This window comes from Sphingobacterium prati (genome assembly GCF_013167215.1).
In the GTDB taxonomy this organism is placed as follows: Bacteria; Bacteroidota; Bacteroidia; order Sphingobacteriales; family Sphingobacteriaceae; genus Sphingobacterium; species Sphingobacterium prati.
In genome coordinates, this window is sequence record NZ_JABJWY010000034.1 from 672,566 (window position 1) to 686,912 (window position 14,347).

Below are 14,347 nucleotides of genomic sequence, written 5' to 3' on the forward strand. Positions count from 1 at the left end.
CGGTCACGGGGATTGGGTTATCACGAGATCGCTTATCCCAATGCTGCCGCATAGGTCTTTAGTGCACGTTCTCTAGCAAAAGAATGCGCTACCATCTGCTCTGGATAAGCTGCACTCCCCAGTTCGGGAATCCATTGTCTACTATATTCTTGCTTTTTATCGAATTTTTCGGCTTGAATAATTGGGTTGAATACCCTAAAATACGGCGCCGCATCACAACCGCAACCCGCTGCCCATTGCCAATTGCCGTTATTCGCAGACAAATCATAATCATTAAGTTTTTGTGCAAAATAAGCTTCCCCCCATCGCCAATCAATCAACAAATGTTTACATAAAAAACTAGCCGCTACCATGCGTACACGATTATGCATATAACCAGTACTATTTAATTGCCGCATTCCCGCATCGACCAAAGGATAGCCCGTTTCCCCCTTACACCAACGTTCAAATTCCGCTTCATTATTGCGCCATTGAATACCATCATATTTCTTTTTAAATGATTCGCTGACAACATTTGGAAAATGATATAAGATTTGCATAAAAAATTCACGCCAAATGAGCTCCGACAGCCATACCTCATTATGCTGTCTTGCAAAGGCGACACACTGACGAATACTAATCGTACCAAAGCGTAGGGCAATACCAAGATTCGTTGTACCAGCTAAGGCAGGATAATCACGATATTTATCGTAGTTATTAATAATATCTGCCCTTAATTGTGGCTGATGGAAAGTCAAATCTGTCTTTTTAAACCCCATTTTTTCAAGCGAAATTATTGGCGTATAAGCCTGCTGGACAAAAAGCCCATCTTTATAATCTATAGGCTGAAAATCTTTGGTCGTTAATTTTTCCCGCCACTTTTTCGCGTAAGGTGTATAAACGGTATAAGGTGTACCATCATTTTTCAGCAGTTCATTTTTATCAAAAATAACCTGATCTTTCACTGCTTTAAACGGAATCCCTACTAGTTTAAAAAATTCAAAGATCTCTCGGTCTCTTTGGATTGCTTTAGGTTCGTAATCTCTATTACAATAGATTTCATGAATCCTGTATTTCTCACGTAGCTCCTTATAAATTGTCAAAGGGCTTCCATAGAACGTGTTCAATGCTGCTCCAAAACCCTTTAATTCGTTGTTTATCGCCAACAGTGCCTGATGGATATAATCTACACGTCGATCTGATTCATCTTCCAATTGCTGTAAAATATCTTCATCAAATATAAAAACCGGCAGCACAGGGAGTCCTGTTGCCAAAGCCCGAGTTAATCCTGCATTGTCTTGCAAACGAAGATCCCTACGGAACCAAAACACAACCACTTTAGTTTCTTCCATAAAAATAGCGGTAACTCCATCAGATACCTGCGCCTCTCATCAATTTAATTGAATAACACCAAAAACAATTTCAGAAATTAAATTAATCGGACAAAGCCAAGCCTATAGTAACTAGCAATGTTTTCCTTCGGTTCAGCTTTGCCTTAATTCTATTAGTTTTTTAAGCTTTCCATATCGATCACAAAACGATATTTCACATCACTCTTTAGCAACCTATCATACGCTTGGTTAATATCCTGCATACGTATAAGTTCTATATCTGAAGTGATGTTGTGCTTTCCGCAGAAATCCAACATTTCTTGGGTTTCTGCAATCCCACCGATCATTGATCCTGAGAAACTTTTGCGGGCAGGGATTAAGCTAAATGGGGCTACTGGAAGGGGATATTCCGGAGCTCCCACAAGCGTAAGTGACCCATCGCGTTTCAATAAGCTCAAGTAGGCGTTGATATCGTGTTGCGCAGAGACACAATCCAAAATAAAATGCAAAGTGCCGGCATTGTTTTTCATCTGTTCCTGATCTGTTGACAAAATTACTTCGTCAGCACCTAAGCGTTTGGCGTCTTCCACTTTACTTTCGGAAGTTGTTATCACAACGACATATGCCCCCATCGCTTTTGCAATTTTCACCCCCATGTGTCCCAAACCACCAATGCCCACAATACCTACTTTCTGTCCGGGACCAACGTTCCAATGCCTTAATGGTGAATAAGTTGTAATACCGGCACAAAGCAAAGGTGCAGTTGCCGCCATGTCCAAATTTTCAGGAATACGTAAAACAAAGTCCTGATCCACTACAATCCGTTCTGAGTATCCGCCAAAAGTCTGTTTGTTCAGATGTTTATCATGACCATTGTATGTTTGGATATTTCCATTCTCACAATATTGTTCCAGTCCTTCTTTGCAGCTCTCACATTCACGGCAACTGTCCACCATACAACCCACACCGGCAAGATCTCCTACTTTAAATTTAGTTACACTAGATCCCACTTTAGTAATTCGTCCTACAATCTCATGACCAGGAACATTTGGATAAACTGTTCCGCCCCATTCGTTACGTGCAGTATGCAAATCGGAGTGACAAACGCCACAATAGAGAATATCAATCTCCACATCCGTCGCTGTTATTTCACGGCGTTGAACTTCCAGCTGTTTTAAATCGGTTGTCGGCGCTTCAGTTCCGAAAGCTTTTATTGAAAATGTGCTCATATTAAAATAAATGATCTATGTTAATTGTTATCTATTTTTAGATTATCTACGTTAGCTACAACTTGGAAAACTAATAACGTACTTCACAAGTTAAGAATAACCCTTAATAAAAAGAAAAGTTTGGTTTGAAACATCATCATTGAAAAAATAATTTGTGGGCAATATCTATCAAAAAGTAATACCCATTTGAATACCAGCTTTCGTCCTTTGCATGAGCGATCTTTCGATACACTGAAGCATACAATTATTTATTAGGTACCATGCAAAATTATTCCCGCTTCCATATCATCATATAGGATGTCTTTCCGAAAGGTTCCAAATGAGATTGCCGGTCAATTCTAAAAACCGCAATTCTCAAAAAGACTAACCAGAGGATCACTTTGAAGCAATTCTATCCAGCATACGTTGTAAAAGGGGGACTGGGAGATTGCTTGATCATCGCATACCTCACCGGTTCTGCATCCGCAAAAACGGTGATCAGTTGTGTAGTTATGTACTCAGGTTATTTAATTCGTCCGCAGCAGGTTGATTATTCGATTGTGTGTCGACATAATTTATAAGTTCCTTTGAGCCTACCTGATTATTATACATGTGTTGGATATGTTCTTGTCTCAATAAGAATAATATTTTCAATCCTTCTTCTGATGCAATGTAAATTTAGTTTGTAAATTCATTTTATATTATTTAAACACAAATTTATAGACTCCTGGGCAGGTTTACCGATTCAGGTCATGAACGATAGATCAGTACAGTTAGTTTTTGAGCACATCTCTGCGTTTTTCGATGGATGCGAGAAATCTATTTTAGTATCTTAACGGTGATTTGATTTAACTCATCAACCAAAATCCCCTTATCTTTCAGTTCATTAAAATTGCGCGCTAATCGAACTTCTTTATTTATATTTTCCAATGCAAGCGCCAATTCATCCAAACGTTCAATTTCCTGGTGTACCAGTAAATAACAATCAAAGTCTGAATCCAATAAAGCGGAAAACTCAGGTCGAATATTCTCATCCGTTTCTACCAATACAAGCACGTATTTTGGGGTAGATAATTTATTGCTTACCTTCCCTATTTTTGCATTTAATATCATGTTATAGCGTATTTTTCATTAGTCACTCCTATCGTTGTATCAAAAACCAATTCAACCTACATAGACATATTTTGTATTTTTGTCGAAATAAATTTTAAAAAAAAGAGCAAATGCGCTCTATTCTTAAAATAGATTCAAAATCAGCTATCTCAACCCTTTTACGCAAATGTTAGTTAACCAAGCAAGCCGTGCTTCGAAGTCAGGAAAGCGATCAAAGAGCAATACCTCCTGTTCAAAACAACGAGAGGTCGTCACTAACATTTCTGCGAGAAAGAGAATATCTTTTTCTTCTAAAAACTTAATTTCTCCTTTGGCAATAGCTATTTGGATCATTTCGCGAATTAATTTGATTTCATCATCCAACATATGGCGTGTTTTGGACACCATTAATGCAGGATCTGACTTCATATCATCAAAAGCCAAATGAAAACGTTTGGTAATCAAATTGATCTGGCGTAATTTCGCTCTTAAAAAACTAACTAAATTTTCCTCTAGGGAAGCTGTCGGACTATAGCTTTCCTTAGCGACGTTAAACACTTGCAAACATAAACATTCGGCTATCGCGTCAAAAACATCCATTTTGTTCGTAAAATAGTAATATAACGTACTGCGTCCCTTACCGCAAGCTTTAGATATATCTTGCATTGAAACTCGCGTAAAACCATATGTCTCAAAAACCTTCATTGACGAAAGGATAATTTCTTCCCTAATATTTTCTTGTTGCATTGTCATCACTCGACAAACGTACAAAAAATGTCGAAAAATTCCATCATCATTCAACAATTGAACATATTTTTTTACTATTTTTACTTCCATGATATCGGACATATTCCCCATTTTATCAACTGAACGTCTTTCTTTACGTCAGATTCAACATTCGGATGCTCCAGCATTGTTCTCCTATTTCTCAAAAGATGAGGTAACACTATATTTTGATTTACCAACTTTTCAGCACGTATATGAGGCCTATAAGCTCGTAAAAACCTGGCAGGAAAACTTTCAGCAAAAAAAGGCGATTCGTTGGGCGATCTGTTTAAAAGACAATCCGAATCAGCTAATTGGCTCTTGTGGTTTTCATAACTTTTCATCTGAGCACTTTCGTGCCGAGATCGGTTATGAACTTCATCCTGCCTTCTGGCAGCAAGGCATAATGACAGAGGCCGTTTCCGCGATTATTTCCTTCGGAATTGAAGGCTATAAGCTCAACCGGATTGAGGCATTTATTGATCCAGGTAACTTGGCCTCTCGTAAGTTGCTTGAAAAAATGAATCTTGTTTCCGAAGGAATTCTTCGGGACTACTTCTTTGAAAAGGGGCGTTTTGTGGATGGCGAAATTTTTGCATTACTTAAAAAGAATTATATCCAGCCTACTTTCTTTCGCCAGATTGTATAGTCGGGATCTTGTTGATCTAAAATCACAAGTTGATCTAGATTATGGAGCGTATCGAGTTGCTTTTTGCTGAGTTTGGGAAGATCCATCAGCAACCGCAAGTGATTGAGGTTATCTTTGTCCTCGACCGGATAGATTCCCCCGTCCGAAGTTAACTGTGTTCCAAAACGCTGTGGCTTGCTCTTAAAACACTGTATTCTATCATGTAAATAGGCTATATGCGCTAAATTAATATCCCCTTTATTCATGTTCATCAATTGGTAACAGTTTTGCATGAACATCGGTTCCGATACCGCATGCTGTACAATCAACCAAGCAGCTTCACTGGCTGCTTCGCCAACTTTTGAAATACTAGGATACCCTATCTGATCCATTATTTCCCGTAATCGCTTCGCATTAGCGCGGTGGACGGCTTCCATTTTCGGATGATAGCCCTTCCCAAGTGCATGACTTTTGGCTAATTCTTCCCTTAATAGCCTATCGTCATTCGTTAATTGAATCAATTCCTTTGCAAGTTTTTCGTGTACCATACATACATGTTATCTCTTATTTGCATAATCGTCATACATTTTTGGCTAGGTCCAAGAAACTTCGACCATATCGTATAGATATTGATTTATAATACCTTGGTCATTTCAAGTTGATTGATTCCATTTGCCAGGCCTTGCTTCTCCAAGAATAACTTCACATCATTCGCTTCTGCGTCGACGTTATTGAACTGTATTATTTCTGTAGTCGTCTCATTTTTAAGGGCCTGAAAAAGCAACGTTCCCACGCCTTGTCTTCGAAATTCAGGAGCCACAGCGATATGATATATTCTTTTGTTCACAAGATTAAAAAGGACATAACCAACGAGCTTACTATCAATATACGCGCCCAAGGCTTTCGGTTGCAAAGTATCCATACTTTCCAAGGCACTTTGCCAGCTTGGTAAAATATCCCAGAATCTTTGTAATACTGTCCATGGAACATCAGACAAAGAGCGGATTGACACAACATTTTCCACTTTCTCAGATTGAATGACGCCAGAGAAACACAACAATTTTCTATTGATCGAAAAGCCGCTCTTTTGGTAAGCACGAATAGCAGACTGGTTACTTTCTATGGCCTCCAAAACGATCCGTTTTACGCGATGTTGGTTCAGGAAAGGGACTACATAGTCATACATTTTCCCTACCAGCCCAAGTCCACGAAATCCAGGTAACACACCTGTTCCACCGTTATAAACAACACGCTGATGATTTAATTCACGCACACCGTGCAACATAAAGGCAACGAGTTCGCCTGCTATGAATGTACCAACGGACCATGCTAGGTCGATATCTTCCGCTCTGATCTTCTGCCTTAATTGTTCCATATCAAGCTGAAATGGAACAATATAATCTACAAAAGCTCGATTAATTGTCTGCAGCAGCTCCGGGAGATCCGATTGAGTTAATTGTCGAATTCTTGTTGACATATTATTTAGTATTAGTAGAGACGAAGTAGTCCTGAACGTATCAAAAATCGCTTGACAGGACGGTTTTATTGATTACTGCGCCCCCCTGTTCATACTTGAGATTTAATGATGGTTTCAATGTTTTTACAGTACTCTTCCAATGTAGCGATCAATTGTGCCACATGAATTCCATCACAGACGGCATGATGTACTTGGATAGCGATAGGCATCAAGATTTCATCGGCCTGTTTTTGATATTTCCCGATGGTAAAAGAAGGAGCAAAATAATCTGTAAAGTCAGCAATATGGAGGTTAAAACTATCAAAATTTATCCACGGAAGTGCTGAAATATTAAAATGATTCTCCGGCGGTTGTTCCGGAAAAAAATGCAAATTGTCAGCATACCTTTCCTCAACAACGTTATAGTTAGCCATAAATTTCTTAAAATCCTCTTCATATAAAGCCGTTAGCGCAGAAAAAGTTTCTGTTTCCGAATGCAATACGGTATATATGGGGTTTACACAATCCCAGACAATGAGTTCGCCCTCCTTCATTGCCATTTTAAACGCTTCATGCTTGTTTACCGCACGTGTGATAAGATAAATCATGACAGGATAAAATTTATAGCCATTTTCCTTTAGGAAAGGAAGCATTTTGGCGATATCAATTTTTGTTGTCAGGCTAAAGCTGCATTTCATCTGACTACGATACACCGAAAAGTGTTCCTTTCGCTTCCAATCCGCTAAATTAATCTTCCTATATGCTGCTGTTATTTTCTCCATTGCGTTTACTGATCTTTTTGTCTGAATTTGTTAAACTGTACCAGAAAATCACCAATTTTTATCCAGATTTTCTTTCCCATCAAAAGGTAACAATTCTTTTTAAGATTTAAACATCCCATTTTTTACTTCTACCCCTCCCCTTATACCATTTCAATGCGTTTTTTTCATGTACTTTCAAAAATCGATCTTTCGCTTCGTTGTAATCATGTCCATCAACCCATTCGCGTTTGATTAACTTTTGTTTGAGTGTCTGATAGCTTTCTTTGACTGTTGGATGCGCTATTAGATAATCACGAAATGCAATATGTCTTATCCAATCGGGCGTTCCTTTTACAAAAACATGTAAATGAGCAACTCGGAGATTGTGATCATGCAAAATCGCCGGCACCTCTTCCCCTTTCTTTACAACATCCGGAACTGCAATTTTATATGTGGGTTTATTAAGCAATATAAAAAAACGACGTTCCGGCCAATCTTGATTATATTTTTCATAATAAACAACATCTGGCAATTTTAAGAGGCTGGGTAAGCGATCTAAATCGGCTTCGTTCGCCACCCCCAGCTGAACATCAATGATCGGCTTTGCCGAAAGTCCTTCCACAGAAGTACTACCAATATGGTCAATTTGTGGATCAAGCGGCTTAAGCACGGATTGTAACGCCAGTTTAATTGACTTGAATTGTGTTTTCCATTTTGGATCATAGGGTTGAAAAGGTAATTTCATTTCAATAATTGTTTTATCTCCTACATGCTAATTAACGCCAACCTTCGGCCAAAATAAAACATAATTTTTAGCATTTTAGTTCCTCGCCCTTCACAATCCAGTACCTTTCTGTAAAATCTTGCTGAGATGACTAACATCTGTTAATCCAAACTCATCGGCTATTTCTTTTAAAATCATTCGTCCAGCGGAAATACGCTGCCGAATAAGCGTGTCGCGATAACGCTGGATATAGCTTCTTATGGTTATACCGGCTTTACGTTTGAAGTAGGTGCCTAAATAATCAGGTGTAATATTGAAATAAGGAGCCATTACCTGAGACCGCAATAAATCTGGGGTGTATATATTTTTGTGAATATAACAAAATATAGCCTGCAGATCTCGGCTTCTACCAGCATTTGCTTGTAATTCGGGCATATTTCTCATCAGAACCGTAGAAATGCTAAGCAACTGATACCATATCAGATCTTGGTTCGCAAAAGTATCGTATTGTAGTGACGCAATTACCTGAAACAGCAGACGAACCGTTAGTAGATCAGCAGATAGTAAGGAAAATCCATGCTGGTGGGTTTCTCGGCTTTTTCTTAAATACTCTACATGACGGGTTAATTCTCCTGAATCCGTTGCATTACGGTAAATATATGCATCTGTAAATTTTAAATAAATAAAATGCGTCTCCTGCTCGATTTCAAAATAATGATACTCTTCTGGCCCGATAAAAAAAACAGCACCACTTTGATAAGGAACAGGATGGCCATTGATGACATGCGTGCCCAATCCATTCGCAATAAAAATAAATTCGTAGTGATTATGATTATGCTCTGGATGTGTCCAATCGGAGGATTTAAACTCCGACACAAGGATAGGCTCAAATTGTCTATAGCGTTTCATTCAAGAAATTTACAAAATTATAGCCGATTTTTACATCTCTTCAGTCTTCATTAGCGCTAAGTTTGTTAAAAAGAAATTTATATGGAAACAACACAAAATACTGCATTGATCGTAGGTGCAAATGGTGTCATTAGCACAAACCTTATTGAATATCTTAGCAACCTCGGGAACTGGGATATTATTGGTCTATCTCGTCGTGGTGGGACCGATCACGACCGCGTTCGTTATATTGCTGTAGATTTACTTGACTTAACAGACTGTATTAACAAATTAAGCGCACTAACAGCCGTCACTCATATCTTTTACGCGGCTTATCAAGACCGGGAAAGTTGGGCTGCATTGGTCGAACCCAATCTAAAGATGTTAGTCAATGTGTTCACGGCAGTTGAGCCAATGGCTGAAGCTCTGCAGCACGTTAGTCTAATGCAAGGTTATAAAGTTTATGGTGCCCATCTCGGCCCTTTTAAAACCCCGGCCAAGGAATCCGATGCCGGCCATATGCCGCCTGAATTCAATAGTAGCCAACTTCAGTATCTTCAACAGCAGCAAATCGGGAAACAATGGACCTGGTCAGCCATCCGTCCGTCAGTTGTGGGCGGAACAGCTCCGGGCAACCCGATGAACCTTGCACTGTTGATTGCCGTATATGCTACAATCTCCAAAGCGTTAAATATTCCGCTCCGTTTCCCGGGTAAACCAGGTGCATATGGAAAGCTATTGGAAATGACCGACGCTACCTTATTAGCAAAGGCTACTGTATGGGCCGCTACGGAACCACTAGCAGCCAATCAAGCCTTCAATATTAATAATGGGGACTTATTCCGTTGGGAAGACCTATGGCCCAAAATTGCTAAATATTTCGATATGGAAGTCGACACCCCCATTTCCTTACCACTTCAAACAATGATGTCCGATAAAGCAGAGCTATGGGAAAACATAAGAACTCAGAAGAGCTTAAAATATAATTATAATGAAGTATCGGCCTGGGCGTTCGGCGACTTTGTTTTTTCCTGGGATTATGACTTTTTCGCAGACGGTACTAAAGCTCGAAGATTAGGATTCCATGAGTACGTTGATACCGAGCAGATGTTTTTTCGTTTATTTGACGAGATGAGGAACAAACAAATCATCCCTTAAGCACAATTTTTCTTCATGGTGGTAATAACAACCACCATGAAGAAAAAAAATCTGCGTGCTATTTGACCACAGTAGCTTCCAATTCGACCTTCAAGGTCTCAAACAACCCCACGACTTCCAATGCCGTTAATGCTTGTGTTTAGAAACTCATTCCTGTAATATTGGAAAATGTGGCCATAGCTGTTGCATAGAAGTAGTATACAAATTTGGACGCGCGATTCCATTACATTGATAGCCCGCAGTCCCGATGACCGTTTCCAGACTGGCGATAGCCTATTTCAATCGCGATTCCATCCCCTTGTCACTGGAGGATCCATCTATTACCGCCTGTCCTGAACAATACAACGTTCCTTCCACATGTTTTATTTCGACAGCCTGAACGTAACTACGTTGTTGTTGCCATACCCATGGATAAGTGATCTTTTATTCATTTTTACAAAATTTTTGATAGACAACAAAATTGTGAAATGGCGGTTGCAAATACCTTTATAAAACGCACTATTATCGAGTGACAAAAGTCACATCACTGCGGTAACCGACTTAGTGCCTCCCGAGATACCCCCAAATAAGCTGCAAGTAATGATTTTGGGACACGTTGTACCAATGTGGGGTATTTCTTCAGGAGCTGTTCGTAGCGTTCTTTAATTCCTACTGTCATTGTTGAAATGATGCGTTGCTGTGCAGAAATAAAACCTTGGTAAGCTTTCTCTAGGAAAAAATGTTCCAATTTTGGAACCGCAGCACACATTTTTTTATAGTCAATCAAGCGAAGACACAATACTTCAGTATCTTCAATACACTCGAGTGACATCGTAGCTTTAGATTCTGTATAATATGCTGCAAAGTCAGTTTCCCACCAATCTTCCTGTGCAAAACCGACAATATGCTCCTTACCGGCGTCATTGGTATATACGAGTTTTAACAGCCCTTTGAGCACAAAAAAGTTGCACGGTACCGGCTCCCCTTCCTGGATCAGAAATTGATGTTTTTTATATCTTTTCAAGCTAAAAAAAGAAGAAATCATTTCAAACTCAGTATCGCTGAGGGGTACAATACGTTCGATATGATCTCTTAATTGTTTTGTCATGGTATAAAATTTATTTGCTAAAAAAATACAATTTTCTAAAATCAAATTATTAGATCGTTGGACACAATGCACTACCATTCAACTTGATTTATTCTGAACACGTACACAATCGCATCGGCATTCAGGTACTTCAAAAATAACTTTTCGAAATATAAAAGCCAGTTTAACAAATATGTGTCCGCTGGCCTATTTTATTCTCAATGCTAATTTTTTTCCCTTGATCTTAAAAATCGTTTGGTCAGATATTTTCGTACAGGGATGTCATATAGTTTCAAACAGCTATAAGCAAGTGTAATACTGCCGACAATTACAGCTGCAGCACCAGGTAAAGATTCTTCAAAGCTGAGATTTTCGTTTTTGACCCAGGCGTAGTACAAATAGATAAAGGGATAATGCACCATATATAGAGGATATGAGATGTCTCCCAAGAACTTACACAGTCCATTTGTGAAATGTCCTCCTTTTCCGGATGCCCCCAAAACAACGAGCAGGGGAAAGATCAGTACACAACATAGGGTATCATATAGTCCATTCATCCAAAGGTTCTCAGCACCACCTATACGCGGGATGGACAAAAGCGAAACAAGAACAAATCCACAGATCCAAAATGCCCCCTTAATCCGAAAAGGCTTAAATACGCGTGACAGAAATAGCCCCGCCGTGAAGGAAAATAAAAGCCGTAGAAATCCCGCCGTAAATTCAGTTGTGGTCAGTGAAAACCCCGCACAGATATCTCCCAAAGGGCCCCAGATTGCAAATACCGCCAATCCGCATCCCGCAGCTGCAACAAGCCCCCCAAGCACTGTTGTCGAAAATTTACGGATGATTAAAACATAAAGGATATTACCCATATATTCAAAAAATAAAGACCAGCTCGGACCGTTCAACGGAAACATCTCACCTAAGCCTCTTACTTCATGTCCGGGGAGAGCGGGGATCAACAATGCGTTCAATACCGTCGCTAGCAATAAAGCCGAAACAGTCACCTTGGATACATCCCAGACCGAGCAGCCCTGAAAATAGAAAAGGACAGCACCAATGATTGCCCCCATAATAACCATGGGATGAAGCCGTATAATCCGGCGTTTGATAAAATCCATCGTCGTCATCGTTCCCCAACGATCATCATAAGCATAACCGACGACAAATCCAGATAGCATAAAGAAAAAATCGACCGCGAGGTAGCCGTGGTTAATACGTTGATCCAGGTGGCTGGTTGCAAAAGCTTCGAAGATATGAAAACATACGACTGTAATGGCTGCAACTCCACGTAAGCCATCCAGAACAGTATAATGCGGTTTGGTGTCAGCATACGCAGAGATAGAAACGGTTTTATCGAGCATAAAAATAAAATGAGTTTGCTTAATTCTCTAAAACATGGAGGTAAATATAAACAAATTTCAAAAACAGTTTTAACCTACGCCGTTCAATCCAATCTTTTCTTATTTAACAACAGGGATATATTCTCGCAAGTAAACTCGCTCTTTTCTCATTTCCTGAATATATTCTTTACTAAAGATTTCCAGAAGAATATCGGAAACATCTGTTGTAGGCGGACGCTCAACTTCGGGTTCACCAAAAGAGAAAATCAATTCCTCTTTTCTATCCTTTTTTGTTAAGAAATAGTAAAAATAGGGGCTTTCCCAGGCTTTTATTCCAAAACCGACTTCCTCTGAAATTTTTAGTGGAGTATAGGTTTTTTGAAGAAAATCCTGAAGATTTTGAAAGTCAGCTTTATTTTTCGACGTTTTGCTCGCATATAAATAATCGAATTTGCCATCGTTATTTTCGCCCATAGTTACCGCTGGGAAAACAACGCCATTCAACATGGCCAGCGTATCCTTTTCTTCATTGTAGGACAGCGTTGTATACCGATAACCATAATATTTCTTCGGTTTTACATTCCTTGTTCCCCAACCCGAGGTAGATTCCAGGTAAAATGGTGCTGGCAAACTTCCTTCGCTATCAAAGATCGCTATGGTGTCTTTCTTAAATATTGCGGTCTCGAAAACTTTTTTTAATTCCTGCTTATTCATATTTTTCACATCGGACGCCAACATAGATTCCGACTTTTTTATTTTCGGCGCATAGAACTTTGATACATCAAACGATTTGTCCAATTTGTCCAAGAATAAAACATCCGAATCTTCAAATTGACAAGAATATAACAGTGTCGATAAAAGTAATAAGGAAAGAATCCATTTATGTGAATTAAATAGCTTCATCAGTAAATTGCTCAAAAATTATTTCGTTTTTTATCTTAAAACAGCAAGTAAAAGACGTCCAAATATACTGAGTATGAAGCTATGTTAACGCTATTATTTACAATTTCGTAGAATCTATCTCACACTTCGTAGTCGCGGTGGTAATACATTCTCAATAAATTATGAATAACAGTAATAATTAAAGGTGAAATTTAACTCAGTTATAAAATTCATTAGGGAGATAAAACGCGTCGCGGTTAGCTCCCCCTTGACTATAAGTTACCCGATAAAAGTTGATCTACATAATCCCTAATCTCTTCTGGTAACATAAGATAAACAGGCGTTTTTAAATTCTCTCTATTTGCCTCTCCCTCAGTAAAAATATTTCTAAATCCTTCATTGAGCCATTTTCCATCATCTTCTAAATAAGCCTTGTATCTATTGTCCAAAATCTCAATAATGTCGTTGCTCTCTTTCATGTGTTCCATTTTTTATTCTATTGTAAACTGCATATATATATATTCGACTGGGAAACATCAACATTGGTGCCACTCCTCATTTAGATTTCTAAAAGAAGATTGGAAATGGATAATTTTAAGATTTCTTAACATTTGCATTTATTTTACAAGATTTAAGTAAAAAACGGCTGCGTTGTTTTTATACTCGTGCGCATAATGCGCATAAAAAACAAATATGCAGAAATTTTTACCACTGTTATTTGCATTCTTTCATAATATTGACGATTTTTGCTTATTGGCAACCAAATCATGTATTAAGCAAATTAACAAAGCTTATATTATGGAGGTGGCCCTTTACAAACCAATTTATATGATATTGATCGCTGTACTCCTTCCTTGGTTATCCTTTTTTTTAAGGGGTAAAATATTCAGTGGAATTATTTGTTTAATTCTCCAACTTACGATTCTAGGTTGGTTGCCTGCAGCTATTTGGGCCGTTGCCTCGCGCGTTGACGGAAAAAATAAACAACGCATACGAAGTTTAGAACGTAATATGCGCCATTAAGCGTAACAATACCCTGTAACGAAATCACATTGGTCAGGTGATT

Annotated in this window: 16 protein-coding genes; 3 read left to right on the forward strand and 13 right to left on the reverse strand. The window is 38.8% G+C overall.

Annotated elements, in window-relative coordinates:
- Positions 1–32: 32 nt before the first annotated feature.
- The 4 genes from HPC41_RS13050 to HPC41_RS13065 all read right to left on the reverse strand — a co-directional run bounded on the left by HPC41_RS13050 (position 33) and on the right by HPC41_RS13065 (position 4,447).
- Positions 33–1,331: a cryptochrome/photolyase family protein gene (locus HPC41_RS13050; RefSeq protein WP_172394433.1), complete on the reverse strand. Its 1,299-nt coding sequence runs from the start codon at positions 1,329–1,331 to the stop codon at positions 33–35.
- A 152-nt stretch (positions 1,332–1,483) separates the two neighbouring features.
- Positions 1,484–2,539 carry an NAD(P)-dependent alcohol dehydrogenase gene (locus HPC41_RS13055; protein WP_172394434.1) on the reverse strand — a complete coding sequence of 352 codons (1,056 nt, stop codon included), beginning with the start codon at positions 2,537–2,539 and terminating at the stop codon, positions 1,484–1,486.
- A gap of 798 nt (positions 2,540–3,337) precedes the next feature.
- Positions 3,338–3,631, reverse strand: a complete 294-nt coding sequence (locus HPC41_RS13060) for a hypothetical protein (RefSeq protein ID WP_172394435.1) — start codon at positions 3,629–3,631, stop codon at positions 3,338–3,340.
- A 144-nt stretch (positions 3,632–3,775) separates the two neighbouring features.
- On the reverse strand, positions 3,776–4,447 hold the full coding sequence (locus HPC41_RS13065) for a TetR/AcrR family transcriptional regulator (RefSeq protein WP_172394436.1): 672 nt from the start codon (positions 4,445–4,447) through the stop codon (positions 3,776–3,778).
- Here HPC41_RS13065 and HPC41_RS13070 point away from each other — a divergent pair.
- Positions 4,446–5,024 (forward strand): GNAT family N-acetyltransferase, encoded by a 579-nt coding sequence (locus tag HPC41_RS13070; RefSeq protein WP_172394437.1) that lies wholly within the window; start codon positions 4,446–4,448, stop codon positions 5,022–5,024. The two genes, HPC41_RS13065 and HPC41_RS13070, sit on opposite strands and share 2 nt — an antisense overlap.
- Here HPC41_RS13070 and HPC41_RS13075 read toward each other — a convergent pair.
- The 5 genes from HPC41_RS13075 to HPC41_RS13095 form a co-directional block, all read right to left on the reverse strand.
- Complete coding sequence (locus HPC41_RS13075) at positions 4,988–5,551, reverse strand: DUF6624 domain-containing protein (protein ID WP_172394438.1); 564 nt, start codon at positions 5,549–5,551, stop codon at positions 4,988–4,990. The genes HPC41_RS13070 and HPC41_RS13075 overlap by 37 nt on opposite strands.
- 86 nt (positions 5,552–5,637) lie before the next feature.
- Positions 5,638–6,480: a GNAT family N-acetyltransferase gene (locus tag HPC41_RS13080; RefSeq protein WP_172394439.1), complete on the reverse strand. Its 843-nt coding sequence runs from the start codon at positions 6,478–6,480 to the stop codon at positions 5,638–5,640.
- A gap of 89 nt (positions 6,481–6,569) precedes the next feature.
- Positions 6,570–7,241: a type A chloramphenicol O-acetyltransferase gene (gene catA, locus HPC41_RS13085; RefSeq protein WP_172394440.1), complete on the reverse strand. Its 672-nt coding sequence runs from the start codon at positions 7,239–7,241 to the stop codon at positions 6,570–6,572.
- A 106-nt stretch (positions 7,242–7,347) separates the two neighbouring features.
- A complete protein-coding gene (locus HPC41_RS13090; protein ID WP_172394441.1) occupies positions 7,348–7,965 on the reverse strand; it encodes a GrpB family protein in 618 nt (205 codons plus the stop codon).
- A gap of 90 nt (positions 7,966–8,055) precedes the next feature.
- Positions 8,056–8,853, reverse strand: coding sequence for an AraC family transcriptional regulator (locus HPC41_RS13095; protein ID WP_172394442.1), 798 nt, complete (start codon positions 8,851–8,853; stop codon positions 8,056–8,058).
- Between the two features lie 81 nt (positions 8,854–8,934).
- Here HPC41_RS13095 and HPC41_RS13100 point away from each other — a divergent pair, with 81 nt between their 5' ends.
- A complete protein-coding gene (locus HPC41_RS13100; protein WP_172394443.1) occupies positions 8,935–9,990 on the forward strand; it encodes an SDR family oxidoreductase in 1,056 nt (351 codons plus the stop codon).
- Positions 9,991–10,513: 523 nt separating this feature from the next.
- Here HPC41_RS13100 and HPC41_RS13105 read toward each other — a convergent pair.
- The 4 genes from HPC41_RS13105 to HPC41_RS13120 all read right to left on the reverse strand — a co-directional run bounded on the left by HPC41_RS13105 (position 10,514) and on the right by HPC41_RS13120 (position 13,760).
- A complete protein-coding gene (locus tag HPC41_RS13105; RefSeq protein WP_172394444.1) occupies positions 10,514–11,077 on the reverse strand; it encodes a Crp/Fnr family transcriptional regulator in 564 nt (187 codons plus the stop codon).
- Between the two features lie 203 nt (positions 11,078–11,280).
- Entirely contained in the window at positions 11,281–12,420 is a 1,140-nt protein-coding gene (locus HPC41_RS13110) for an acyltransferase family protein (RefSeq protein WP_172394445.1), read from the reverse strand.
- A gap of 99 nt (positions 12,421–12,519) precedes the next feature.
- Positions 12,520–13,317, reverse strand: a complete 798-nt coding sequence (locus tag HPC41_RS13115) for a hypothetical protein (RefSeq protein ID WP_216660747.1) — start codon at positions 13,315–13,317, stop codon at positions 12,520–12,522.
- Between the two features lie 236 nt (positions 13,318–13,553).
- On the reverse strand, positions 13,554–13,760 hold the full coding sequence (locus HPC41_RS13120) for a hypothetical protein (RefSeq protein WP_172394447.1): 207 nt from the start codon (positions 13,758–13,760) through the stop codon (positions 13,554–13,556).
- A 214-nt stretch (positions 13,761–13,974) separates the two neighbouring features.
- Between HPC41_RS13120 and HPC41_RS25360 the strand changes: the two genes are divergently transcribed.
- Entirely contained in the window at positions 13,975–14,304 is a 330-nt protein-coding gene (locus HPC41_RS25360; RefSeq protein ID WP_246250634.1) for a YqaE/Pmp3 family membrane protein, read from the forward strand.
- The last annotated feature ends 43 nt before the right edge of the window (positions 14,305–14,347 follow it).

Bases quoted from the DNA above. Each gene is read 5' to 3' on its own strand.
- HPC41_RS13050 (WP_172394433.1), bottom strand. From the start codon at position 1,331: ATGGAAGAAACTAAAGTGGTTGTGTTTTGGTTCCGTAGGGATCTTCGT.
- HPC41_RS13055 (WP_172394434.1), bottom strand. From the start codon at position 2,539: ATGAGCACATTTTCAATAAAAGCTTTCGGAACTGAAGCGCCGACAACC.
- HPC41_RS13060 (WP_172394435.1), bottom strand. From the start codon at position 3,631: ATGATATTAAATGCAAAAATAGGGAAGGTAAGCAATAAATTATCTACC.
- HPC41_RS13070 (WP_172394437.1), top strand. From the start codon at position 4,446: ATGATATCGGACATATTCCCCATTTTATCAACTGAACGTCTTTCTTTA.
- HPC41_RS13065 (WP_172394436.1), bottom strand. From the start codon at position 4,447: ATGGAAGTAAAAATAGTAAAAAAATATGTTCAATTGTTGAATGATGAT.
- HPC41_RS13075 (WP_172394438.1), bottom strand. From the start codon at position 5,551: ATGGTACACGAAAAACTTGCAAAGGAATTGATTCAATTAACGAATGAC.
- HPC41_RS13080 (WP_172394439.1), bottom strand. From the start codon at position 6,480: ATGTCAACAAGAATTCGACAATTAACTCAATCGGATCTCCCGGAGCTG.
- catA (WP_172394440.1), bottom strand. From the start codon at position 7,241: ATGGAGAAAATAACAGCAGCATATAGGAAGATTAATTTAGCGGATTGG.
- HPC41_RS13090 (WP_172394441.1), bottom strand. From the start codon at position 7,965: ATGAAATTACCTTTTCAACCCTATGATCCAAAATGGAAAACACAATTC.
- HPC41_RS13095 (WP_172394442.1), bottom strand. From the start codon at position 8,853: ATGAAACGCTATAGACAATTTGAGCCTATCCTTGTGTCGGAGTTTAAA.
- HPC41_RS13100 (WP_172394443.1), top strand. From the start codon at position 8,935: ATGGAAACAACACAAAATACTGCATTGATCGTAGGTGCAAATGGTGTC.
- HPC41_RS13105 (WP_172394444.1), bottom strand. From the start codon at position 11,077: ATGACAAAACAATTAAGAGATCATATCGAACGTATTGTACCCCTCAGC.
- HPC41_RS13110 (WP_172394445.1), bottom strand. From the start codon at position 12,420: ATGCTCGATAAAACCGTTTCTATCTCTGCGTATGCTGACACCAAACCG.
- HPC41_RS13120 (WP_172394447.1), bottom strand. From the start codon at position 13,760: ATGAAAGAGAGCAACGACATTATTGAGATTTTGGACAATAGATACAAG.
- HPC41_RS25360 (WP_246250634.1), top strand. From the start codon at position 13,975: ATGCAGAAATTTTTACCACTGTTATTTGCATTCTTTCATAATATTGAC.